This window comes from Achromobacter sp. JUb104 (assembly GCF_024806975.1).
Lineage (GTDB): Bacteria > Pseudomonadota > Gammaproteobacteria > Burkholderiales > Burkholderiaceae_B > Achromobacter > Achromobacter spanius.
In genome coordinates, this window is record NZ_JANUEY010000001.1 from 1,628,182 (window position 1) to 1,649,422 (window position 21,241).

A 21,241-nucleotide genomic window follows, 5' to 3' on the forward strand; every position below is an offset into this window, starting at 1 on the left:
AGCAGGCGCTCAGTCCCACTACGCCAAGCCCCTTAACTCTTGGAGACACCATGAAGAACGTACTCATCCCCGTCGACGGCTCGGACAACTCCCTGCGGGCCGTGCGCTACATGATCGATCGCGTGCGCGAATATGGTCCTTGCACCCTTCACTTGCTGAACGTGCAGCTTCCGATCGTGTCCGGCACAGTACTGACCTTCATTTCGGCGGCCGCCATCCAGGAATACTACGAAGACGAAGCCAAAATGGCCCTGGCGAAGGCGAAAGACATGCTGGATACCGCCGGCGTCATGTACCAGGCCGAGCTGCGCGTGGGCGCCGTCGCCGACACCATCAAGACCTACGCCGCGGAACAGCACTGCGACCATATCGTCATGGGCTCGCGCGGGCTGGGCGCGGCGGGTAGCCTGCTGCTTGGCTCGGTGGCGATGAAGGTACTGCACACCATCCATATCCCGGTGGTGCTTATCAACTAGCACGCGGACATTGCCCGCGCCCTGCTTTGCCGGAGAATCAACATGTACAACCGTATCCTGGTGCCCATCGATGGAAGCGCCACCTCCGAGGCGGGCTTGAAGGAAGCCATACGCATGGCGCAACTGACAAAGGCGAACATGCGCATGGTTCACGTAGTGGATGAGCTGTCGTTCGCGATGACGGTCGACGCCTACCGCTATCACGCGGGCGAACTCCTGGACCTGACGCGACAGACCGGCGCCAAGCTGCTTGAAGCCGCCGTGAGCACGGCGCGCGCGGCGGGTGTCGAGGCCGACAGCGTGCTGTACGAGAACCTGGACCGCACCGTCCACCAGCGCGTGCTGGACGAGGCCGACGATTGGAAGGCGGAGTTGATTGTCATGGGTACCCACGGGCGTCGCGGAGTGCGCCGGGCGGTGCTGGGCAGCAGCGCCGAGGCCATCATGCGCGGCGCGGCAGTGCCCGTGCTGCTGGTGCGGGCGCCGGACGGCTAGCCGGGGCCGATGCGGGTGGGCGGTGACGGGTGGCGGTATCTTGCACCCGCCGCCCATCTCTGTTGACCAATATCAATATCCACCGCGCCCGGCGGAACAAGATGGAAGCAACGATACAGTGGACAGGCTTGGACGCTGGCGTTCTGGAGAAACATGATGCTGGCACGCGACCTGATGTCCCAAGATCCCTTTTGCGTTAGTGCAAGTACACCGGTGTCGACGATTATTCACGCGATGCTGGACAAGAACATCAGCGCCGTCATGGTGACCGGCGACAGCGGCGAATTGATCGGCCTGGTCAGCGAAGGCGATCTGGTGCGCCGCCAGGACAGCGTGCATCAAAAGAAAAAAGACCATTGGCTGTCGCTGCTGGCGCAAGGCGAGGCGTTGAACCTGGAATTTCTGCATAGCTTGCAGTTAGGCGAGCGCACCGCCGCCGCCGTGATGAGCCGCCCCGTCATGACCCTGGACGACACCGCGCACCTGTCCGAGATTGTTGACGTGATGCTCAAGCACGGCATCAAGCGGGTACCCATCACCCGCGACGGCAAGCTGGTGGGCGTGGTGAGCCGCCGCGACATCCTGCGCGCCCTGCTGGCGCAGGAATCCTGAGCGTGCCGCTCGAACAAGGAGCCATGATGTCGCGCACAGCCATTATTTTCTATTCGCGTTCCGGCACGGGGCGCTCCGTGGCCGAACGCCTGGCCACGGCGTCTGGCTGGCCGGCGTGGGAAATCCGGGACGCCAAACCCAGGGCCGGCCTGTCCGGCGACCTGCGCTGTGTCGTGGACAGCCTGTTCAAGCGTAGCCCGGCGTATCGGTATGACGGGCCCGAGCTGGATGTGCTGGACCATGTGGTGCTGGTGGCGCCGGTTTGGCTGCGTTCCCTTGCCGCGCCCATGCGCGCCTTCCTGAAGACCGAAGCGTCTTTTCTGCCGGCCTATTCCGTGATCTGCGTCATGTCGGGCGTGGGCGGGTTTCGCGCTGTCGACGATATCGCCACCTTGGCGGGCAAGAAGCCCCGATCGATCCTGCTGTTGAAGCAGGCAGACGTACTGGCGGAAGAATGCGATGCGTCCCTTTTCCGCTTCAAAGAGCAGGTGGCCGCGGCCACCCCGGCGGGCCGCGACGACGCCCAGGTGATACCCGCCGTGGATTAAGCGCCCCAACCAAACGCCCTACCCCTCCCGGAGCGGTCTTTTGCGATCTGGATTCGCGTGGCAATGTGTGCTGCAATGATTCGTCGCTGGTTGTCGCAGCCCCCGTCCAGGGCAATGCTACGCAATGGGAAATTCGTCGAACGCACCTCCGCTGATCGACATCATCCAGTCCGCCACCGAGCCGATCATCACGATCGACGGGCAGCAGCATATCGTGATGTTCAACGCCGCGGCGGAACGTGTCTTCCTTCGCGATGCCGCAAGCACCATCGGCGCCAAGCTGGACATGCTGATACCCGTGCGCTTTCGCCAGGTCCACGCCAGGCATGTCGACCGTTTCAAGCACACGGGCATCTCTGAGCGTCAACTGGGCCAGGGCGCGCCGTTGTGGGGCTTGAGGTCCAACGGCGAAGAATTTCCCATGGAAGCGTCGATCTCGCAGACGCATACGGAATCCGGCGTATTCCTGTCCATTTTCCTGCGTGACGTCACCGAGCGGCAACGCATCGATCAGGCGCTGCGCGCCTCGCGCGATGAACTGACCCGCTTGTCCAACGCCTTGCTGCATGTGCGCGAACAAGAAAAAAAGCACATTGCCCGCGAACTGCACGACGACCTGGGCCAAAGCCTGACGGCGTTGACGATGGAACTGTCGCAACTGGAATCCACCATCGGCGCGAATGACCCGAAAGCACGCGAGCGGGTGCGGGAACGTGTGCAGGTGATGCGCGCCTTGGTCAAAAGCACGTTCGCGTCGTTGCGGCGCATTGCTTCCGACCTGCGCCCAGTCATGTTGGATGACCTGGGCCTGGCCGCCGCCGTCGAATGGTTGGTGGCTGGTTTTGTGTCGCGATACGGTATCGATACCGACGCCCGCATCGAAATCGGCCCGGCCGAACCGTCCAAACGGGTGGCCACCACCCTCTTCCGGGTGGTACAGGAAGCGCTGACCAACATCGCCAAGCACGCGCAGGCCAGCAAGGTGCAGGTGCACCTGTCCTGCACCACTACCCATTGCAGCCTGACCGTGCAGGACAACGGCGTGGGCACAACGCCCGACAGCATTGCCAAGAAGCTGCCCATGTCGCTGGGCTTGCAAGGCATCCGCGAGCGCGTGCGGCTGCTCAATGGCGAAGTCACGATCACCACGCGCAAGCAAGGGGGCTTTCGCCTGGAGGCCAAGGTGCCCGCCGAACATCCGAACTTGCCAGGGGAAATGAATTGATCACCCTGATGCTTGCCGACGACCACACCTTGCTGCGCGAAGGGCTCAGGCGGCTGCTTGAACAGGCGGGCGACATCACGGTGGCGGGCGAAGCGCGAGACGGCTCGGAAGCGCTGCGGCAGCTTGCGATGCGGCCCTGGGACCTGATCGTGCTGGACATGTCGATGCCGGGCCGCGATGGCGTGGGCCTGATCCGCCAGATAAAGGCGGACTTTCCCAAGGTGCCGATCCTGGTGCTGACCATGCATGGCGAGCAGCAATACGCCGTGCAGGCGATCAAGGCCGGCGCGGCGGGCTACCTGACCAAGGACAGCGCGGCCGACGAACTGGTGCAGGCCGTGCGCAAGGTGGCGGCTGGCGGCCGCTACCTGAGCCGGTCGCTTGCCGAGAGCATCGTGTTCGAGCGGCACGGCGATGTCAGCGGTCTGCCGCATCTGCTGTTGTCCGATCGGGAACTGTCCGTATTCCGGTATCTGGCGTCGGGCATGAGTAATTCGGATATTGCGCGGCTACTGTGCCTGAGCATCAAGACCGTCAGTACCTACAAGGGCAGGATCCTGGTGAAGATGCAGTTGCGCAACCAGGCCGACCTGGTGCGTTACGCCATCAAGCACGATTTGTTTGACGACGAGGCCAGCTCCGGCAAGTGATGAGGGACACCACGCAGCGCTCATCACGCCTCGGTAGCCCTGCTCGTAGGAATACGCCTACAGCTGTAGTCTGTTTCCCCTGAAAACTGGCGGGCTGCGCTGATAGTGCAAGCGAGTTTGATGATGCAGACTGGCGGTGGAGTGTGCCAGATGGCCCGTGAAACCTCCATTTTTCACCCGGCGGCCATCTTCACCTGACGTGAGGCGCAGCCATGGATGCTTCCCTTGTCCCTTCCCTTGTCCCCTACCCAGGCAACGGATCCCGGGGGGCCGCCCGGCGCGGCACCGGCATCCACGATGGACCGGTGCGGCTGCCGGCTGATTGCGACTTCTGCGGCATGGCGCGAATCTGCCAGCCGGGTCGCAACAATCACCTCCAACCTATCCACGATACGGCGCGCAACTGGCGCCTGGTCCACCGTGGCGAATCCGTTTACCGGGCCGGCGACTCCTTGTTGAATCTGTATTACCTGCGCGCCGGGTCGATGAAGATCCGCGTCACCAACCCATCCGGTTCCGAGCAGATCGTGGCGTTTCCGATTGCCGGTGCGTTGTTGGGGCTGGATGCCATCGCCACGGGCGCGCACGAGTGCGATGCCATCGCGTTGGAAGATTCGCTGGTGTGCGTGCTGCCCTTCGACGAGCTGATGTCCAATTGCCTGCACGACTCGGTGGCCTCGCGCGAATTCAACAAACTGATCGCCCAAGAGGTCAACCAGTTCCGGCGCCTGCTGACGGCGTTGGGCTGCATGTCGACCGAGGGCCGCATCGCGCGTTTTTTGGTGAACCTGTCGGAACAGATGGCGGCCAATGGCTATTCCGCCCGCGAATTCACGCTGAAGATGACACGCGAAGACATCGCCAACCATCTGGGCATGACGATCGAAACGGTATGCCGAACCTTCGGACGGATGCAAACGGCGTCGCTGCTGAGCGTCAGCAGGCGGAACCTGGAAATTCGCAATTTGGAAGCCTTGAGGAAAGTCGGTAGCGTCTAGCGCGGCGTAGCGTCGTTTGTCGTGTCCCACTACGCCCCGCCACGCCCTGGCTAATGCGAGAACAGCACCGGTACGGTCATGGCGCCCAGCAGCGAACGGGTGGCGCCGCCCAGCACCCATTCATGCATGCGGCTGTGCCCGTAGGCCCCCATGACGATCAGGTCCGCATTGAAATCCGCCGCCGCGCTCAGGATCGCGTCGCCGATGACGGTGTCGTCCATGTTCCTGGATTCTTGCTCGGGTTGCGGAAAACCGTGGCAGGCGCAGTAGGCCGCCAGATCTTCGAAGGGTACGCCGGCCTCAGGCTTGACGTCCGCATCAGGGGTGCCGACCAGCACGCGCAGCGCCCGGGCGTTGCGCAGCAGCGGCGCGGCGTCGGCGATGGCGCGGGCGGCTTCCCTGCCCCGGTCCCAGCAGTACAGGATGCGCATGCCGATGTTTGGAAACGCGCCCACCGAGGGCAGCACAATCACGGGCCTGCCGGCGGTCAGCAAGGTTTGCTCCACAAAATTATTGCCCGTTGCGGCGTACAGGTCGTAGGCGTTTTGCTGGCTGATGATGAGTACGTCCGAACACCGCGCATGCCGCACCGCACATTCAGCGGGTGCGTCGTCCCCTTGCCGCCACGACACGGCCACGCCCGCGTCTAGCGCGGCTTGGCTGAACGAGGCCTGGACGGCGGCGCGGCCCCGGGTGTTCATCTCGCGGGCCATGTCTATCGAGCGCACCCAGAGCCCCGCGGCGTCGTAAAAATAGCCCGGCAGCATGTAGCTGGCGAAGATGCCGGTCAGATGGGCGTCATGCGCCTTGGCCAGGCTCAGGCCCAGATCGATGCGGCGGGCGCAGTCGACCCCATTGTCCAGATGAACCGCGATACGGCTGAACATGGTTAGTCACCTTGTTGCCAGTCGGCGGCCACCCGCCTCCAAGAACCATGCTGAGCCGTCCTGAAGTTTCGATGTTGACCTTTATCAACGGAAAATCGGGGACGAAATTCCGGGCTCCCTGCCGCCCGCCATTGCAGGGCGGGCGGCAGGCGTCAACCGAGCCTGATCGCCAAGGCCGCCAGCGTCAACGCCAGCACCGGCAGCGTCAGCACAATGCCCACCTTGAAGTAGTAGCCCCAAGAGATCCTTGTGCCTTTTCGTTCCAGTACGTGCAGCCACAGCAAGGTGGCCAGGCTGCCGATCGGCGTGATCTTCGGGCCCAGATCGCTGCCGATGACGTTGGCGTAGATCATCGCTTCCTTCACCACGCCGCTTGCCTGGCTGGCGTCGATGGATAGCGCGCCGACCAGCACCGTGGGCATGTTGTTCATGATGGACGACAGCAGCGCGGCCATGAACCCGGCGCCAAAGGTCGCCGCCCAGACGCCCTGCTCTGCGAACCGGCTCAGCATATCCGCCAGATATTGGGTCAGCCCGGCATTGCGCAAGCCGTACACCACCAGGTACATCCCCAACGAGAAAACCACGATCTGCCACGGCGCTTCGCGGATCACTTTGCGCGTGCTGATCTTGTGGCCACGACCGGCCACCAGCAGCAGTATCGCTGCGCCCACGGCCGCCACCACGCTGACCGGCACGCCCAGCGGTTCCAGCCCAAAGAAACCAATCAACAGCAGCGCTAGCACCGCCCATCCTGACCGGAACGTGTTCAGGTCGCGGATGGCCGCGGCGGGCGGCTTGAGCTGGCTTTCGTCATACCGTTGCGGAATGCTCTTTCTGAAGTACAGGAACAACACCACCAGCGACGCCAGCACGGCCACGACGTTCACCGGCGCCATCACCGCCGCATAGCGGTTGAAACCGATGTCGAAGAAGTCGGCCGAGACGATGTTCACCAGGTTCGACACGATCAGCGGCAAGCTGGCGGCGTCGGCGATAAAGCCCGCCGCCATCACAAACGCCAGCGTCGCCCCGGGCGTGAATCCCAGGGCCAGCAGCATGGCCATCACGATCGGGGTCAGGATGAGCGCTGCGCCATCGTTGGCGAACAGCGCGGCCACCGCCGCGCCCAGCAGAATGATCAAGGCGAACAAGGCGCGGCCGTTGCCCCTGCCCCACCGCGCCACATGCAGCGCGGCCCATTCAAAGAAACCGGCCTCGTCCAGCAGCAGGCTGATGATGATGACGGCGATGAAAGTGGCCGTGGCGTTCCAGACGATGTTCCACACCACCGGAATGTCCGACACCTGCACCACGCCGGCGGCCAAGGCAAGCCCCGCGCCCAGGCTGGCGCTCCAGCCGATGCCCAAGCCACGCGGCTGCCAGATGACCAGGATCAGGGTAAGGATGAAGATCGTTATTGCGGCGAACATGCGGGCGTCTCGTCAGGCCTTGGGCGGCTCGACGCCGATCTGCTTCAGTTCTCGGTGGATGGCGGCCTTGTCCAACGCCGCGATAGGCAAGCTGGTGAAGACGTTGATGCGCGACGAGATCTGACGGAACACCTTTTCGAACACATGGCGGCGTTCGTCTTCCGAACCGACGGCGGCGGCCGGGTCCTCAAACCCCCAATGCGCCGAAATGGGCTGGCCAGGCCACACCGGGCAAACTTCGCCGGCCGCGTTGTCGCATACCGTGATGATGAAATCCATCTGCGGCGCATCCGGCGCGGCGAATTCATCCCAGCTTTTGCTGCGCAGGGTATCTGTCGGATAGTCCAGGGCCTTGAGCTTTTCCAGCGTCAAGGGGTTGACCGTGCCGCCCGGCTGGCTGCCGGCGCTGTAGGCGTGAAAGCGTCCTTTACCCAGGGTGTTGAGCAAGGCCTCGGCCATGATGCTGCGCGCGGAATTGCCGGTGCAAAGAAAGAGTACGTTGTAGACCTTGTCAGTCATGATGAGGACTCGTGAGTTGAGGTGGACGTATAGGGAGGCGGACGTCGAAGGCGGCATGCCACGCCAGACATGGCGTGCAGGCTTGCCGCCGCAGCGGCTTCAAGTCGGCGACTTCAAGTCGGCGACGCCAGCTTAAAACGTAAATTCCAATAGTTCAACAAATATTGTAGTATTCGCAACATGGACAAAAACACCGCAGTCATCGTCTTCGAATCGCTCGCCTCGGGCGTCCGGCTGGACATCTTTCGGCTGCTCGTGCGGGCCGCGCCTGACGGCTGCGTGGCGGGCCAGATCGCCACCGAACTCAGCTTGCCGCCCACCAACCTGTCGTTCCACTTGAAAGCGCTGACGCAAGCCGGCCTGCTGACGGTTGAGCAGGAAGGCCGCTTCATGCGCTATCGCGCCAACACCACGCTGATGTACGGGCTGGTGGACTACCTGACCGCCGAGTGTTGCGCCGGCGTGGCGTGCGCCGAGCGGCCCCAGGACGCGGAGTGCCAGTAATGACGCTGCCCTCCTCTGCTCGCCAGGCGGATGTGGTGATCGTGGGCGCGGGGCAAAGCGCCTTGGCGCTTGCCTATTTCCTGAAGCGCACGTCGCTTGATGTCGTCTTGCTGGACGCCAGCGCGCAAGCGGGTGGCGCCTGGACGAATGGCTGGGATTCGTTGCAGCTTTTTTCCCCCGCGCAATGGAGTTCCTTGCCGGGTTGGCCGATGCCGGCTGTGCCTGGGTATCCCACCCGCGATCAGGTTGTCGAGTACCTGGCGCGCTATGAAAGCCGCCACGGGTTCAACGTGCACCGCCCCGTGGTCGTGAATGCGGTACGCAAGAACGAATCCGAATTCATCGTCGAAACCGACCAAGGAGTTTGGCGCAGCCGCGCCGTGGTCAGCGCGACCGGCACCTGGAGCAAACCTTACGTGCCGCCCTTCGATGGCGCGTCCGAGTTCCGTGGCAGGCAGATCCATTCCGCGCAGTACCGGTCACCCGCGCCCTTTGCCGGCCAGCGCGTCCTGGTCGTGGGCGGCGGCAACTCCGGCGCGCAGATTCTGGCCGAGGTATCCCGCGTGGCGGACACCACCTGGGTCACGCAGACCGAGCCCCTGTTCTTGCCCGATGACGTGGACGGCCGGGTGCTGTTCGAACGGGCCACGGCGCGTTGGCAGGCGTTGCAACAGGGCAAGCAGCCGGACGATCTTCCCGGTGGATTCGGCGACGTCGTCATGGTTGCGCCCGTGCGCGAGGCCCGAGAACGCGGCGTGTTGCACTCGGTGCGGCCGTTCTTGCGCTTTACGCCACAGGGCGTCGTCTGGCCGGACGGTAGCGCCACCGACGTGGACGCCGTCATCTGGTGCACGGGCTTCCGGCCCGCGCTGGATCACCTGGCGCCGTTGGGCGTCATCAATGCCGAAGGCCGGGTCCCGCTGGCGGGTACGCAGGCGTCGGCGATGCCCGGCTTGTGGCTGCTTGGGTATGGCGAGTGGACGGGCTTTGCGTCCGCCACGCTGGTCGGCATCATGCGCACGGCCAAGTCCACGGCGTTGGAGGTGGCTGCTTATGTTCAGGCTGATCCGCTGACGCCACGCCGTGTTGAAGCGCCCGCTTCTGAACCTTCCTCGTTTGACTCCCCCTCTTCCATTCCGACCTAACTCCACCTAAACCAACCTGACAGGACACCATGAGCACCGTCACCATCTATCACAACCCCAAGTGCGGCACGTCGCGCAACACCTTGGCGCTGATTCGCAATGCCGGCGTTGAACCGCAAGTGATCGAATACCTGCAAACGCCGCCGGACCGCGCCACACTGCTTGACCTGATCGCGCGCTCGGGCCTCTCGGTAAGAGACGCCATCCGGCAAAAGGAAACCTCCTACCGGGAACTGGGCCTGGACGACGCATCGCTCACCGACGACGCCCTGATCGACGCCATGCTTGAACACCCCATTCTGATCAACCGCCCCTTTGTGGTGACGGCCAAGGGCGTGCGGCTGTGCCGGCCGTCCGAGCTGGTGCTGGACATTCTGGAAGAAGCGCAACGCGGTGCCTTCGTGAAAGAAGACGGCGAAGCGGTGATCGACGAGCACGGACAGCGCGTGCGCTAAGCCCCCGATGGCACACCGCCCGATGTCCCAGCAAGCTGCCTCCCCCGATAAAGCGCATGGTCTGGTGACCGCGCTGGGCATTGGGCAGATCTGTTCGTGGGGCTCGCTGTACTACAGCTTTCCCCTGATTGCCGAGGCGATGGGGGCCGAGCTTGGATGGAGCAAGCCCGATCTTTACGGGGCGGCCACGCTGGGGCTGATGCTGGCGGCGCTGGCCGCCTATCCCGTGGGCGTGGCGGTGGACCGGGGGTATGGCCGCTGGGTGATGGGGCTGTCGTCCCTGGCGGCCGGCGGCTTGCTGCTGCTGTGGTCGCAGGTGACGTCGCTATGGGCGTTCTACGTCCTGGTGGGCGGGATCGGGGCCTTGCAGGCCGCCACCTTGTACGAACCGGCGTTCGCTGTTGTTGCGCGCCGGGTCGGCCCTGGCCATTCACGCGCCGGCATCACCGCGCTGACGTTGTGGGGCGGGTTCGCCAGCACGGTTTTCATTCCGCTGGTGCAATGGCTGCTGAACCATTGGGGCTGGCGCGAAGCGTTGATGGCGCTGGCGGCGGTCAATGTGTTTGTCTGCGCCAGCGCGTACTTGCTGTTCATATCACCCGCGCGTGACGCCAAGCCCGCCAGCGACGTGACGCCGGCTGAAGAGCGCGAACGAAATCGCCTGGCGGTTCGGGACGCCTTGCATCGCCCTGTTTTCTGGGCCTTGCTGGTGTCCTTGACGGCTTATGCGGCGATGTTCTCGGCCTTCACCTTCCATATGTATCCCCTGCTGCGCGAACGCGGCATCGATACGGTGTCGGTGGTGCAAGCCATTGCGCTGATCGGCCCGGCCCAGGTGGCGGGGCGGATCGTGATCAGCCTGTTCGCGGCAAAGGCCTCGATGCGCGCCGTCGGCACCGCGGTCGTCACGATTTTCCCGCTGGCCTTTGGCGCGCTGGCCTTCCTGCGCGCCGATTTCCCGACCGTGGCGGCGGTGTGCGTCGTCTACGGCGCGGCCAATGGCATTTTCACGATCGTGCGCGGCATGGTGGTACCCGAAATGCTGAGCCGCCACGCCTATGGGGCGATCAATGGCTTGCTGACCGTGCCCATGACCTTTGCCCGAGCCGCCGCGCCGGTGGGCGCCGCCGCCTTGTGGGCGGTCGGGTCTTCTTACGACACGGTGCTGGCCGCCATCGTGGCGGTGGCGGTTGTACTGGCCGCGGGCTTTTGGCTGGCCGCCTGGATCAGCCGCCCAAGGCTTCAATTGATTTGAATGATTTGATTAGAGAGTGCAGCAATGACGACGTATTCCCCGCCTTCGGATCTTTCCGCTACAGACCTGGACCTGCCCAGCCTGGACGAAGCCTTGCTGGATGTCCCCAGCCACGAAAAGCTGGCGCTGGAAAGCGGCGCCACGCATCCGCCGCGCATTCTGCTGCTGTACGGTTCCCTGCGCGAGCGCTCGTATAGCCGCCTGCTGACTGAAGAAGCCGCGCGCATCCTGACCCGGCTGGGCGCGGAAACCCGCATCTTCGACCCCCGTGGCCTGCCGCTGCCCGATGGCGCACCCGCCGATCATCCCAAGGTGGCGGAACTGCGCGCGCTGTCGCTGTGGTCCGAAGGGCAAGTCTGGTGCAGCCCGGAACGCCACGGCACGCTGACAGGCGTATTCAAGAGCCAGATCGATTGGCTGCCCCTGGAAACCGGCAGCGTGCGCCCCACGCAAGGCCGCACGCTGGCCGTCATGCAGGTGTCGGGCGGATCGCAATCCTTTAACGCCGTGAACGCGCTGCGCGTGCTGGGCCGATGGATGCGGATGGTGACCATTCCCAACCAGTCGTCCGTGGCCAAGGCGTTTCAGGAATTCGACGAGGCCGGACGCATGAAGCCGTCTGCCTACTACGACCGCGTGGTCGACGTGATGGAAGAGCTGATCAAGTTCACCCTGCTGGTGCGCGACCGCAGCGATTACCTGACCGATCGCTACAGCGAACGCAAGGGCATGGCGGAAGAAGCCGCGCGCCTGGCGCGCGCGGCGATGGACCACGAAGCGGTGGCGTCCTAGGCCACCGCTTCCTTACGCGCGGCGGTGGCGTCCTAGGCCACCGCTTCCTTACGCGCGGCGGTGGCGCCGTAGGCCACCGCCTCCCTACGCACCACGCGGTCCTGACGCCTTAATCAATCGCCGCGCCCGCGGTTTTCACGACCTTGCCCAGGCGGGTGTATTCCTCGGCGCCAAAGTCCTTCAGCGTTTGGCGCGTGGTGGGCGACGGGATGGCGCCGCGCGATTCCAGCGTCTTCTTCACGTCGGGTCGTTGCAGCGCCTTGTTGACGGCGGCGTTCAGCTTCTCCAGCACCTCGGGAGGGGTGCCCTTCGGGGCGTACAGGCCGTCCCAGGCGAAGAACTCGTAGCCCTTCACGCCGGCTTCGTTCATCGTGGGAATGTCGGGATTGGACGCCACGCGCTCGGGCGTGGTCACGGCCAGCGCGCGCAGCTTGCCGGCGGCGATCTGGCCCGACACGTTGGGCATGACGTCGATCAGGAACGAAATGCGCCCGCCCAGCAGGTCGGTCATGGCCGCGCCGCCGCCCTTGTACGGGATGTGCATGACCTTGATGCCCGCCATCTGGTTCAGCAATTCACAGGCCAGATGCGACGACGTGCCATTGCCCGCCGAGCCGCAGGTCAGTTCGCCGGGGTGCGATTTGGCGTAGGCCAGCAGTTGGTCCAGCGATTTGAAGCGGTCGTCGGTACCGTTCACGACCAAGGCCGCGGCGATGACGGTAAAGCGCGAGATCGGCTCGAAGTCGCTGGGCGCGTAGCCCGGCGATTTATACAGCCAATGGTTGGTGGCCTGCGTGCCGTTGGTGCCGTATGACAGCGTGTAGCCGTCCGGATTGGCGCGCGCCGCGATGGACGTGCCGATGTTGCCGCCCGCGCCGGGGCGGTTTTCCACGATGATGGATTGGCCCAATTCGCGCGACAAGGGCTCGGCCACGAGCCGCGCCAGCGTGTCGCCGCCGCCGCCCGCCGCGAAGGGCACCACGAGCGTGATCGCGTGGGTGGGCCAGGCGGCTTGTTGCGCCAGCACGGTGGCGGATGGCAGGGCTGCACAGGCGGTGGCCGCCAGGCAAATCAAGGTCTTGGAAAGTTTCATGCTTGTCTCCTGTGGGGATTGTGTGCGCGCCCGCTTGGGTTTTAGGTGGGTTTTAGGCTTATCGGGCGCGTGTTTTTTTGCGAGCGTTGTAGTGGGATCTGGCCTTTCGGGTAGCAGAAAGTGTGTAGCGGGACGTGTTGGGTGCGACGTGTTGAGCGGATGCCTCAGACGAAGCGGCAACTCACCGACCCCAGCGAACCGTAGTCCACGTGGAAGGTGTCGCCGGCCTGGGCAAAAACGGGCCGCGTGAACGAGCCGCTAAGAATGATCTGGCCCGCTTCCAGCGCCACGTCGTGTTCCGCCAGCTTGTTGGCCAGCCACACGACGCCGTTGGCGGGGTGATTCAGCACGCCCGCCGCCAGGCCGGTTTCCTCGATGACGGCATTGCGCGACATCATGGCGCCGACCCAGCGCAGGTCCATGTCGCCCACGCGCACGGGGCGGCCGCCCATCACCACGCCCGCGTTGGCGGCGTTGTCGGCGATGGTGTCAAACACCTTGCGCGGGCGCTTGGACTCGGGGTCGATCTGGTGCGAGCGCGCGTCGATGATCTCAAGCGCCGGAATCACGTAGCGCACCGCGTCCAGCACGTCGAAGAGCGTCACGCCCGGGCCTTGCAGCGGGCGGTCCAGAATGAAGGCCAGTTCCACTTCCACGCGCGGCACGATGAAGCGGTCACGCGGGATCTCGGCGCCGTCGGCAAACAGCATGTCGTCCAGCAGCGCGCCGTAGTCGGGCTCGTCAATCTGTGACGACAACTGCATGGCGCGCGAGGTCAGGCCAATCTTGTGACCCACCAGGCGGCGGCCCGACGCAATCTTGTGCGCCACCCAGGCGCGCTGGATGGCGTAGGCGTCGGCGATCGTGATGTCGGGGTGGTCCAGCGAAAGCTGCCGCACCTGCGTGCGGCGCTGCTCGGCCTCGTCCAGCCGCAGCGCCAATGTTTTTATGGTGGTGGCGTCCATTGATGTCTCCTTGGGGGTGCTTTGTTTGTGCTTTGTTTGTGCTTTTCAGTGTTGTGTCGGCGGGCGTTGCCGATCACTCGGGCGGCAGATGGCGGCGGCTGCTTTTGTCGGCCAGCCGCCAACCGTCGGGCGTGGCGTCAAGCACGTCGTGGCATTCGCGGATGGATACCAGGCGGGGCGCCCCGCCCTGCTCTTGCGGCACGCTGTCGTAGGCGGTCAGGAAGTAGCCGACCGTGGCGCGCGCCGGGGTGTGCTCAGCGTCGCTCGATTGCTCGACCGCCTCCAGCCGCAGGTTGGTGATGACGTGGCAAGTGCTGCGTTCGGCCGCCCGGGCGTTCAGCGCGGCCAGCACTTCTTGCGGGCCGCATAGCCGCTTTCCCTGGCGCATCCACACGCCCTCCGGCGCCATCAGCACGGCGGCGGCGTCATGGCGGCGGGTGTCCAGCGCATGAAAAAACGTCAAGACCACCGCTTCGCAAGCGGCCTTGATCTCTATGGCCTGCATGGCCTCTGAAGCATGTTCCATGTTGTGTCGCGCTCCCTTATTCGATTTGGGCGTTGGCCAGCGGCACGTCTGGCCGCTGTAGCAATGCCGGGTCCACCACCGCGCGTTGCGCGATCCATTTCCGCAGTTGGCGCAAGTCGCGCGCGGCGTTGACCGCCACGCCGGCCACGACGCGGCCGCTGGCGTCCAGCGCCACCGACAGCAAGGCACGCGCGTCGGCCTGCGGGCGCAGCACTTCGCTGGCCGCCAGCGCCGGAAAGCCCACGATCTGCACCATGGCGTCGTACTGCTCGGACCAGACCGCGCCGCTGGGCAGATACGGCGCCGCTTCGCCCAGCGCGCTCAGCGCCGCCGCCGAACCCTGGTCTTGCGCGTTTTGCCACGATTCCAATCGCACCGCACCGCCCGCGTCGGCATGCATCGACACGGCCACATCACCGGCGGCGTACACATCCGGCGCCGACGTGCGGCAATATTCATCGACCAGCACACCGCGCTGGCAGACTATGCCCGCCTCGCGCGCCAGCGCGTCGTTGGCTTGTAGCCCCACGCCCAGCACCACGGCGTGGGCCGCGATGCGCGTGCCGTCGGCCAGCTCGGCCACGGGCCGCCCGTCTGCTTGCGCATGAACCGCAAGCAGGCTGGCGCCCAGCATGAGGTTCACGCCGGCTGTTGCATGCAGCGCGGCCAGGTACGCGGACACGCCAGGCAGCACGCTGCGGGCGCATAACCGCTGGGCCTGTTCCAGCACGGTGACCTGGGTGCCGGCCTGGCGCGCGGTGGCGGCCACTTCCAGCCCGATCCATCCACCGCCCACAATCAGCACCTGCTTGTCCGGCCCCAACTGGGCGCGCAGGCGCAGCGCGTCGTCGCGGGTGCGCAACACGTACACACCGGCATGGTCGATACCCGGCAACGGCGGCACGATAGGCCGGCCGCCCATGCACAGAATCAGCTTGTCGTAGGCGATTGACGCACCATCGGACGTGTCCACCTGCTTGTCGGCCAGCCGCAAGCGCGTGGCGGCCACGCCGGGCTGGAACGCCACGTTCAGCGCCGCCAGCCGCTCGGCCGAAAACAATTCGGTGCTTTCGGCGGGCGCGTGCCCGCCCAGCACGGCCTTGCTCAAGGGCGGGCGTTCATAGGGTGCGTGTGGCTCGTCGCCCAGCAGCACCACGCGGCCGGCGTAGCCGCGTTCGCGCAGGGTGGCGGCGGCCCAGCCGCCCGCCTGCCCCGCGCCCACGATGACGATCGCGCCCGAGTTCACGCGGTTTCTGCCTTCAGGTAGATGGTGTCGGCCTCGACCCGAACCTCGTAGCGGCGCAGGTCGGTGGTGACCGGCGGGCACTGTGGCTTGCCGGTGCGGATGTCGAAAACGCCCTGGTGCAACGGGCATTCGATGGTGCCGTCTTCCAGGTAGCCATCGGCCAGGCTGGCGTTGCCGTGCGGGCAGCGGTCCTGGGTGGCGCAGATGTCGTCGGGCAGCTTGTACAGGCAGACGGCCTCGCCTTCATGCACAACGCGCAGGGTGCCGGTGTCGGGCGAAATGTCCGCCACCAGGGCAACGGGTTTCCAGGTGTCCATGATTACAACCCCATCGCCTTGCGGTAATAGTCATAGAACGACCGGATCAGCACCTCGGTCACCATGTAGTCGGCCGGCTCGGTGTCGCGCCCGCCCATTTCCACAATGCCGCGCGCCTCGGGGTAACCGGTCACGCCGATCTGCACCTGGTTCAGCATTTCGCTGTCGTCCATCGACACGAAGCCGGCCGGACCCAGCAGGTTGGCGTGCTTCAAGCGCAGCCGGGTCATTTCCTCGTCGTCGTCCTCGTAGCCGTAATAGGTAAAGACCAGTTCGTGCTCGGTCGGGCTGCGCGGAATGACATGGCGCGTTTTCAGGGAATTGGCTTGGATGCCGAACTGCGCGGCCGGGAACACCCAGGCGCCGCCCACCCGGCCTCGGTTGAACTCGGCGCGCGGGGTCACGGTTTCCAGGTCCAGCAGTTCCAGGTCGTCGCGGAACCGGCTCATTTCCGTGGTGGCCTCGGTCTTCTTCTTGCCTTCGTTGTGCGACACCATGACGCTGTGCGCGCCGCCACCCGTGGGAATGCATTCCGACTTCGAATCCGCGCGCCACAGCCCGAAGGTGATGTAGAAGGTGTGCAGCAAGGTGGCGTGGTACGGGTCTTTCAGGTTTTCCAGGTACATCTTCCAGTTGCTGGGAATCAACTGGCGGCTGTAGCCCAGCAGCTTGAGCGGCTTGCCCGGCAGCATGTGGTCAATTTCGGCCAGCACTTCCGGGCCGCAATAGTCTTCAAAGCTGGGCGCGTCTTCGGAGAACGTGGCCCAGATGGAGCCGCCCCGGTTCACGCTGCGCAGCTTGCGGATGCCGTTCTGCTTGGGGTCGAAGTCACGCGGCATGCCGCCCTTGCCCATGGCGCCGCGCCGGAACGGCACGCCTTGCAGGTTGCCGTGCAGGTCGTAGTTCCATTGGTGATACGGGCAGGTGAAATCGGTGACGCGGCCGGTGTTCTGCCAGCAGATTTGCGCGCCGCGATGCGCGCAGCGGTTTTCCAGCACGTTCACGTCGCCCGTTTCGGTGCGCACCATGATGACCGGGCGGTTGCCGATCCAGTTGCGCTTGTAGCTGCCGGTCTCGGGCACTTCGCATTCCAGGCCCACGTAGTTCCAGGTCTGGCCGGCGAAGAACACGTCCATTTCCTTTTGGAAGATGGCGGGGTCGGTGTAGACCCAGTTGGGGATGCGCGTGTAGCCCTCTTTGGGCCAGCGGCGTTCAAGATGGATGGGGGCCGCGGCGGGCGTGTCCAGCACGGCGGAATCGGAACAGGTCATGGCTTTTCCTTCAAGCAAATTCAGATGGGCACGATCAGCGACGTGCGCACGCGGTAGTTGTCGTACACGCAGTCGCGGCGGCTGATGGCCAGGCCGTCGGGGGTGACGCGCAGCACGTCCAGGTAGCGGCCCACCATGTTCAGGCTGGGCTCGCGATCAGACAGCGACTCCATGATGGCGAAGTTGGCTTGCGACACGATGTGGTCGCCCTGCACTTCCATCACGCGCACGCCGCTGATGAAGTGGCGCAGCGAACGCGGTTCGAACATGGTCGTTTCGCGCAGCGCGGTCACGCGGTCGCGCACCATGTTCTTGTTCATGCAATAGATCAGGCCCAGCGGCAGGCCCGCGTCGTGGTTCTCGCGGGACAGCACGCGGTAGTGGCAGTCTTCGGTGAAGAAGTCGGGCCATTCTTCAAGCCGCCCCTCGTCCAGGCAAAAGGCGTAGTCGTCGTAGAAGTCACGCAGTTGCGCGCGCAGGGCCGGGGCGTCGGTCAGGTCGGTCAGGGTCATGAGGAATCCGGAGTGTGTTTCGGGGGAAGGCGCGGCGTGCGTCAGGTCGCGGCCGCCAACTGCGCGCGGTTGCTTTCAAAGCCGCTCTGGCTGCCCAGCGCCAGGATGGGTTCCTGCATGCGCTCCTGCCAGATCAGCGATTCCATGGCGATTTGCAGCGGGTGGTCTTGCACCGTCAGCGCGGACGTGGTTTCGGTGCCGGAATGGTGCGAATGCATGGCCCAGCCGGGCGCGGACAGGATCAGGTCACCCGCCTTCCAGTCCAGCCGCACGCCGTTGACCTTGCTGTAGCCGTTGCCGCGCAGGTAATAGTTGATGGCCGACGAGCTGTGCCGGTGCGGCACGTGGTGGTTGTCGGGCGGCGACGATGAAATGGTGGCGAAGAAGCTGTGGGTGGTGCCGATGCGGCGTTCGGTGGCCGGGTTGTACAGCACGAACAGGCGGCGGCCGTTGTAGCCGCGTGCCATGTCTTCCACGGTAGGCAGGTAGCGCGACACCGCCTGCCAGGGCCAGTGCAGCGCCTTGGATTCCAGCACGTCAATGTCGATCAGCCATTCGTAGCCCATCAGCCATGCGCCTTCAGGGGTGATCTGTTCACGCAGCGCCAGATCGCGCGATCGCGCGGCGTCGGGCGCGCGCGGCGGCACGGGCTTGGTGTTGGCGTCGGCGGGCGGCACGTCGCCGTCAAACTCTTCCACGTAGTGGATTTCCAGCTTTTCCAGCAAGGGCGCGTTGGAGTACGACAAGCGCACCCAGGGCGTCTTACCGTCATTGCGGTACGAATGCACCTGCATGGCGGGGGTGTTCCAGACGTCCCAATGCCCCACGCGGATATCGCGGCCGGCCACGGTGGCCACGCCTTCGCCGCTGATACAGATCTCCAGCATGTTGGAGTTCTTGCGCAGGTTGTAGGTGCGTTCGCCGGGGTTGACCACGTTGATGGTCACGTCGGTTCCCGGCGCCAGCCCCAGCCCGGGCGCGGTGGCCTCGGGGTGCGTGATGAGCGAGGCGCGGCGGCCGTTGTCGGGCCGGGGCGCGTCAATCAGCCGCGCGATTTCCAGATCGATGTCCTCTTTCGGGATCACGATCGACGGCCATTTGTTTTGCTCGCGAGGGCTGGCCCCGCTGACGTCGACGAACATGCTTGTCTCCTCTTGCTTCCGGCGCGCTGGCCGAATGTCTTGTTGATGGTTATCTGGGGTCTGGAGTCAGGGATCAGGGCTGCGACAGCAGCAGGTTTTCGCGGGTCTGTGGCGGCAGCTCCACCCCCAGCCCGTGGTCGCGTGCGTGCTCGTACACCACGCGCGCCATCGCCAGGTCAGACAGGCCCATGCCCATGCCCTTGAAGATCGTCAGCCGGGCGTCGTCGGGCCGTGATTCGCCGGCCGCCAGCAATTGGCCCAGCACCGACACGCCCTGCCACGGCGCGCCGTCGGATCCGTATCGTTCGCGCAGTTCGCGCGAGCCCTTGCGGGCGTTTTCCAGGTCGTCCACCACCACGCGGTCGGCCAGGCTGAACACGTCTTGCGCAAATTCCGCCTTGGCGGGCAGGATGGCGCCCACGGCGTTCAGGTGGCGGCAGTCGGCCAGCATGGCCGCGTTCACAAAGGGCTCGACGGCGCGGGTGATCAGCGTGACGATCTCGGCGCCGGCCAGCGCGTGCTCCAGACTGGGGGATGCCTGGATATCAAAGGCATATTTGCCCGCCACGCTGGCCACGAAGGCCTGGCGCTTTTCGGGTGTGGGGCTATAGACGCGCACCTGGCGCAAGGGGCGCACCGCCGCCAGCGCCGCCAGTTGCGTGACCGCTTGCGGGCCGGTGCCGATCAGCGCGGCGTGGGTGGCATCGGCCGGCGCCAGCGTGCGCGTGGCCACGCCGCTGATCGCCGCCGTGCGCAACATGCCCAGCGCGCGCGCTTCGATAATGGCGCGCAGCGTGCCCGTTGCCCCATCAAACAGGCTGAACAATGACCCGCCGCCCGCCTTGGTGTGCACCCAGGTCTTGAAACCCGCGTAGCCGCCCGGCCCCGTCTGCACCGAACCCAATGCATGCATTGAGCTGCCGTCGCCCCAGGTGGCCAGCGTCTTGGGCAGGTTGCGCGCTTCATCGCGCGCCTGCGCCACCAACATGTATTGCAGCGCGTCGATGGCGCGATGGATGTTCAGCACCGAGACCACGTCCCGTTCCGTCAGATACCGCAGCGCATCAGCCATGCGCGTCTCCTTGTTGGCGGGCGGGTTCATCCGCCACCGTATTGACCAGCGTGCCGACGCCCGGGATGTCCACTTCCAGCGTGTCGCCGGCCACCATGAAGCGCGGCGGCTTGCGGCTGGAGCCCACGCCTTCGGGGGTGCCGGTGGCGATGATGTCGCCCGGCGACAGCGGCGTGAACGCGCTGATGTAGGCGATGAGTTCGGGAATGGGAAAGATCAGGTCGGACACCTGGCCGTGTTGCATCAGCTCGCCGTTCAGGCGCGACACGACTTCCAGGCGGGACGGGTCGCCCACTTCATCGGCGGTGACCAGCCAGGGGCCGATGGCGCCGCTGCGCTCGAAGTTCTTGCCGGGCGTGACCTGCGCGTTGTGCTTTTGAAAGTCGCGCACGGAGTTTTCGGCCATGCAGGTGTAGCCCGCCACGTGCGACAGTGCGTCTTCGGCCGCAATGTGGCGCCCGCCCCGGCCGATCACCACCGCCAGTTCGCCTTCGTAGTCGAAGCGGTCGGATGCGCGCGGTTTCCACACGGGTTCGCGATGGCCCACCACGCTGTCGGCAAAGCGGACAAACATGGACGGATACGCCGGCAGGTCGCGGCCGGCTTCGGCGCGGCCGGCTTCGGCGCGGCCGGCTTCGGCTACGTGTCGACCGTAGTTCAAGCCCACGCACAGGATCTTTCCCGGCGCGGGTACGGGGGGCAGCCATTGCAGACCGGCCAAGGGCCTACAGGGCATGCCATCGGCGCGGGCCGCGCCGGCGATCTCGTCCAGGCCCGCTTCCAAGCCGGCAATGACGTCGGGCCAGACGTGGGTTAACACCACGACGTCGGTGTCTCGCACGACGCCCCAGGCGTTGCGCCCGGCCTCCAAGAAGCTGATGAGCTTCATTCTTGTCTCCTGTGCATGCGGCCATAAAGCATGCAGTCATCGATTCCGTTGCATGCATTCGGGGGCTTATTTGCCATCCGACCGCTGTTTTTCCGAATTATTGCATGCAATTTTGACGAATCGCAAGACCCGCACTGTTTTTTATTAGCCAATTGCATGCAATTTTCTAGGTACACTGGAGCCCCTTTCAGACACGTTTCAGCCGACGCCCTGC

General features: G+C 65.0%; 25 protein-coding genes. 12 read left to right on the forward strand and 13 right to left on the reverse strand.

Going from position 1 to position 21,241, the window contains the following annotated elements:
• The first annotated feature begins 50 nt into the window (after positions 1-50).
• The 7 genes from M2361_RS07280 to M2361_RS07310 all read left to right on the forward strand — a co-directional run bounded on the left by M2361_RS07280 (position 51) and on the right by M2361_RS07310 (position 5,004).
• Positions 51-476 carry a universal stress protein gene (locus M2361_RS07280; RefSeq protein ID WP_259247430.1) on the forward strand — a complete coding sequence of 142 codons (426 nt, stop codon included), beginning with the start codon at positions 51-53 and terminating at the stop codon, positions 474-476.
• A 42-nt stretch (positions 477-518) separates the two neighbouring features.
• Positions 519-971 carry a universal stress protein gene (locus M2361_RS07285; protein ID WP_259247431.1) on the forward strand — a complete coding sequence of 151 codons (453 nt, stop codon included), beginning with the start codon at positions 519-521 and terminating at the stop codon, positions 969-971.
• Positions 972-1,145: 174 nt separating this feature from the next.
• Positions 1,146-1,583, forward strand: a complete 438-nt coding sequence (locus tag M2361_RS07290) for a CBS domain-containing protein (RefSeq protein WP_259249255.1) — start codon at positions 1,146-1,148, stop codon at positions 1,581-1,583.
• A 2-nt stretch (positions 1,584-1,585) separates the two neighbouring features.
• On the forward strand, positions 1,586-2,131 hold the full coding sequence (locus tag M2361_RS07295) for a hypothetical protein (protein WP_259247432.1): 546 nt from the start codon (positions 1,586-1,588) through the stop codon (positions 2,129-2,131).
• Between the two features lie 124 nt (positions 2,132-2,255).
• Positions 2,256-3,356 (forward strand): PAS domain-containing sensor histidine kinase, encoded by a 1,101-nt coding sequence (locus M2361_RS07300; RefSeq protein WP_259247433.1) that lies wholly within the window; start codon positions 2,256-2,258, stop codon positions 3,354-3,356.
• Positions 3,353-4,006 carry a response regulator transcription factor gene (locus M2361_RS07305; protein ID WP_259247434.1) on the forward strand — a complete coding sequence of 218 codons (654 nt, stop codon included), beginning with the start codon at positions 3,353-3,355 and terminating at the stop codon, positions 4,004-4,006. Before M2361_RS07300 ends, M2361_RS07305 begins: the two co-directional genes overlap by 4 nt.
• 212 nt (positions 4,007-4,218) lie before the next feature.
• On the forward strand, positions 4,219-5,004 hold the full coding sequence (locus M2361_RS07310; protein WP_259247435.1) for a helix-turn-helix domain-containing protein: 786 nt from the start codon (positions 4,219-4,221) through the stop codon (positions 5,002-5,004).
• Between the two features lie 50 nt (positions 5,005-5,054).
• On the opposite strand, the gene M2361_RS07315 is transcribed toward M2361_RS07310, so the two are convergent.
• The 3 genes from M2361_RS07315 to M2361_RS07325 form a co-directional block, all read right to left on the reverse strand.
• Positions 5,055-5,891 carry a universal stress protein gene (locus tag M2361_RS07315; RefSeq protein WP_259247436.1) on the reverse strand — a complete coding sequence of 279 codons (837 nt, stop codon included), beginning with the start codon at positions 5,889-5,891 and terminating at the stop codon, positions 5,055-5,057.
• Between the two features lie 152 nt (positions 5,892-6,043).
• Entirely contained in the window at positions 6,044-7,324 is a 1,281-nt protein-coding gene (locus M2361_RS07320; RefSeq protein WP_259247437.1) for an arsenic transporter, read from the reverse strand.
• A gap of 12 nt (positions 7,325-7,336) precedes the next feature.
• Positions 7,337-7,843: an arsenate reductase ArsC gene (locus tag M2361_RS07325; protein WP_259247438.1), complete on the reverse strand. Its 507-nt coding sequence runs from the start codon at positions 7,841-7,843 to the stop codon at positions 7,337-7,339.
• 180 nt (positions 7,844-8,023) lie between these two features.
• Here M2361_RS07325 and M2361_RS07330 point away from each other — a divergent pair, with 180 nt between their 5' ends.
• Genes M2361_RS07330 through arsH form a run of 5 tightly spaced genes read left to right on the forward strand, consistent with a single transcriptional unit; the run spans position 8,024 to position 11,994 of the window.
• Positions 8,024-8,347, forward strand: a complete 324-nt coding sequence (locus tag M2361_RS07330; RefSeq protein WP_259247439.1) for a helix-turn-helix transcriptional regulator — start codon at positions 8,024-8,026, stop codon at positions 8,345-8,347.
• Complete coding sequence (locus tag M2361_RS07335; RefSeq protein ID WP_259247440.1) at positions 8,347-9,492, forward strand: ArsO family NAD(P)H-dependent flavin-containing monooxygenase; 1,146 nt, start codon at positions 8,347-8,349, stop codon at positions 9,490-9,492. The genes M2361_RS07330 and M2361_RS07335 overlap by 1 nt, the downstream gene beginning before the upstream one ends.
• A 29-nt stretch (positions 9,493-9,521) precedes the next feature.
• Positions 9,522-9,947, forward strand: coding sequence for an arsenate reductase (glutaredoxin) (gene arsC, locus M2361_RS07340; protein ID WP_259247441.1), 426 nt, complete (start codon positions 9,522-9,524; stop codon positions 9,945-9,947).
• A gap of 22 nt (positions 9,948-9,969) precedes the next feature.
• Entirely contained in the window at positions 9,970-11,202 is a 1,233-nt protein-coding gene (locus tag M2361_RS07345) for an MFS transporter (RefSeq protein ID WP_259247442.1), read from the forward strand.
• Positions 11,203-11,226: 24 nt separating this feature from the next.
• A complete protein-coding gene (arsH, locus tag M2361_RS07350) occupies positions 11,227-11,994 on the forward strand; it encodes an arsenical resistance protein ArsH (RefSeq protein ID WP_259247443.1) in 768 nt (255 codons plus the stop codon).
• 109 nt (positions 11,995-12,103) lie between these two features.
• Here the strand turns inward: arsH and M2361_RS07355 are convergent, their stop codons facing one another.
• The 10 genes from M2361_RS07355 to M2361_RS07400 form a co-directional block, all read right to left on the reverse strand.
• Positions 12,104-13,087, reverse strand: a complete 984-nt coding sequence (locus M2361_RS07355) for a tripartite tricarboxylate transporter substrate binding protein (RefSeq protein ID WP_259247444.1) — start codon at positions 13,085-13,087, stop codon at positions 12,104-12,106.
• A 164-nt stretch (positions 13,088-13,251) separates the two neighbouring features.
• Positions 13,252-14,052 (reverse strand): 2-oxo-hept-4-ene-1,7-dioate hydratase, encoded by an 801-nt coding sequence (gene hpaH / locus M2361_RS07360; protein ID WP_259247445.1) that lies wholly within the window; start codon positions 14,050-14,052, stop codon positions 13,252-13,254.
• A 73-nt stretch (positions 14,053-14,125) separates the two neighbouring features.
• A complete protein-coding gene (locus tag M2361_RS07365) occupies positions 14,126-14,578 on the reverse strand; it encodes a nuclear transport factor 2 family protein (RefSeq protein WP_259247446.1) in 453 nt (150 codons plus the stop codon).
• Positions 14,579-14,594: 16 nt separating this feature from the next.
• Positions 14,595-15,824 carry an NAD(P)/FAD-dependent oxidoreductase gene (locus tag M2361_RS07370; protein WP_259247447.1) on the reverse strand — a complete coding sequence of 410 codons (1,230 nt, stop codon included), beginning with the start codon at positions 15,822-15,824 and terminating at the stop codon, positions 14,595-14,597.
• Entirely contained in the window at positions 15,821-16,141 is a 321-nt protein-coding gene (locus tag M2361_RS07375; protein ID WP_259247448.1) for a non-heme iron oxygenase ferredoxin subunit, read from the reverse strand. The genes M2361_RS07370 and M2361_RS07375 overlap by 4 nt, the downstream gene beginning before the upstream one ends.
• A 2-nt stretch (positions 16,142-16,143) precedes the next feature.
• Positions 16,144-17,412: an aromatic ring-hydroxylating dioxygenase subunit alpha gene (locus tag M2361_RS07380; RefSeq protein ID WP_259247449.1), complete on the reverse strand. Its 1,269-nt coding sequence runs from the start codon at positions 17,410-17,412 to the stop codon at positions 16,144-16,146.
• Between the two features lie 20 nt (positions 17,413-17,432).
• Positions 17,433-17,924, reverse strand: a complete 492-nt coding sequence (locus M2361_RS07385) for an aromatic-ring-hydroxylating dioxygenase subunit beta (protein ID WP_050444775.1) — start codon at positions 17,922-17,924, stop codon at positions 17,433-17,435.
• A 41-nt stretch (positions 17,925-17,965) separates the two neighbouring features.
• Positions 17,966-19,066 carry a cupin domain-containing protein gene (locus tag M2361_RS07390; RefSeq protein WP_259247450.1) on the reverse strand — a complete coding sequence of 367 codons (1,101 nt, stop codon included), beginning with the start codon at positions 19,064-19,066 and terminating at the stop codon, positions 17,966-17,968.
• A gap of 73 nt (positions 19,067-19,139) precedes the next feature.
• Positions 19,140-20,138: an ornithine cyclodeaminase family protein gene (locus tag M2361_RS07395; RefSeq protein ID WP_259247451.1), complete on the reverse strand. Its 999-nt coding sequence runs from the start codon at positions 20,136-20,138 to the stop codon at positions 19,140-19,142.
• Entirely contained in the window at positions 20,131-21,027 is an 897-nt protein-coding gene (locus M2361_RS07400) for a fumarylacetoacetate hydrolase family protein (protein WP_259247452.1), read from the reverse strand. Before M2361_RS07400 ends, M2361_RS07395 begins: the two co-directional genes overlap by 8 nt.
• Positions 21,028-21,241 lie beyond the last annotated feature (214 nt).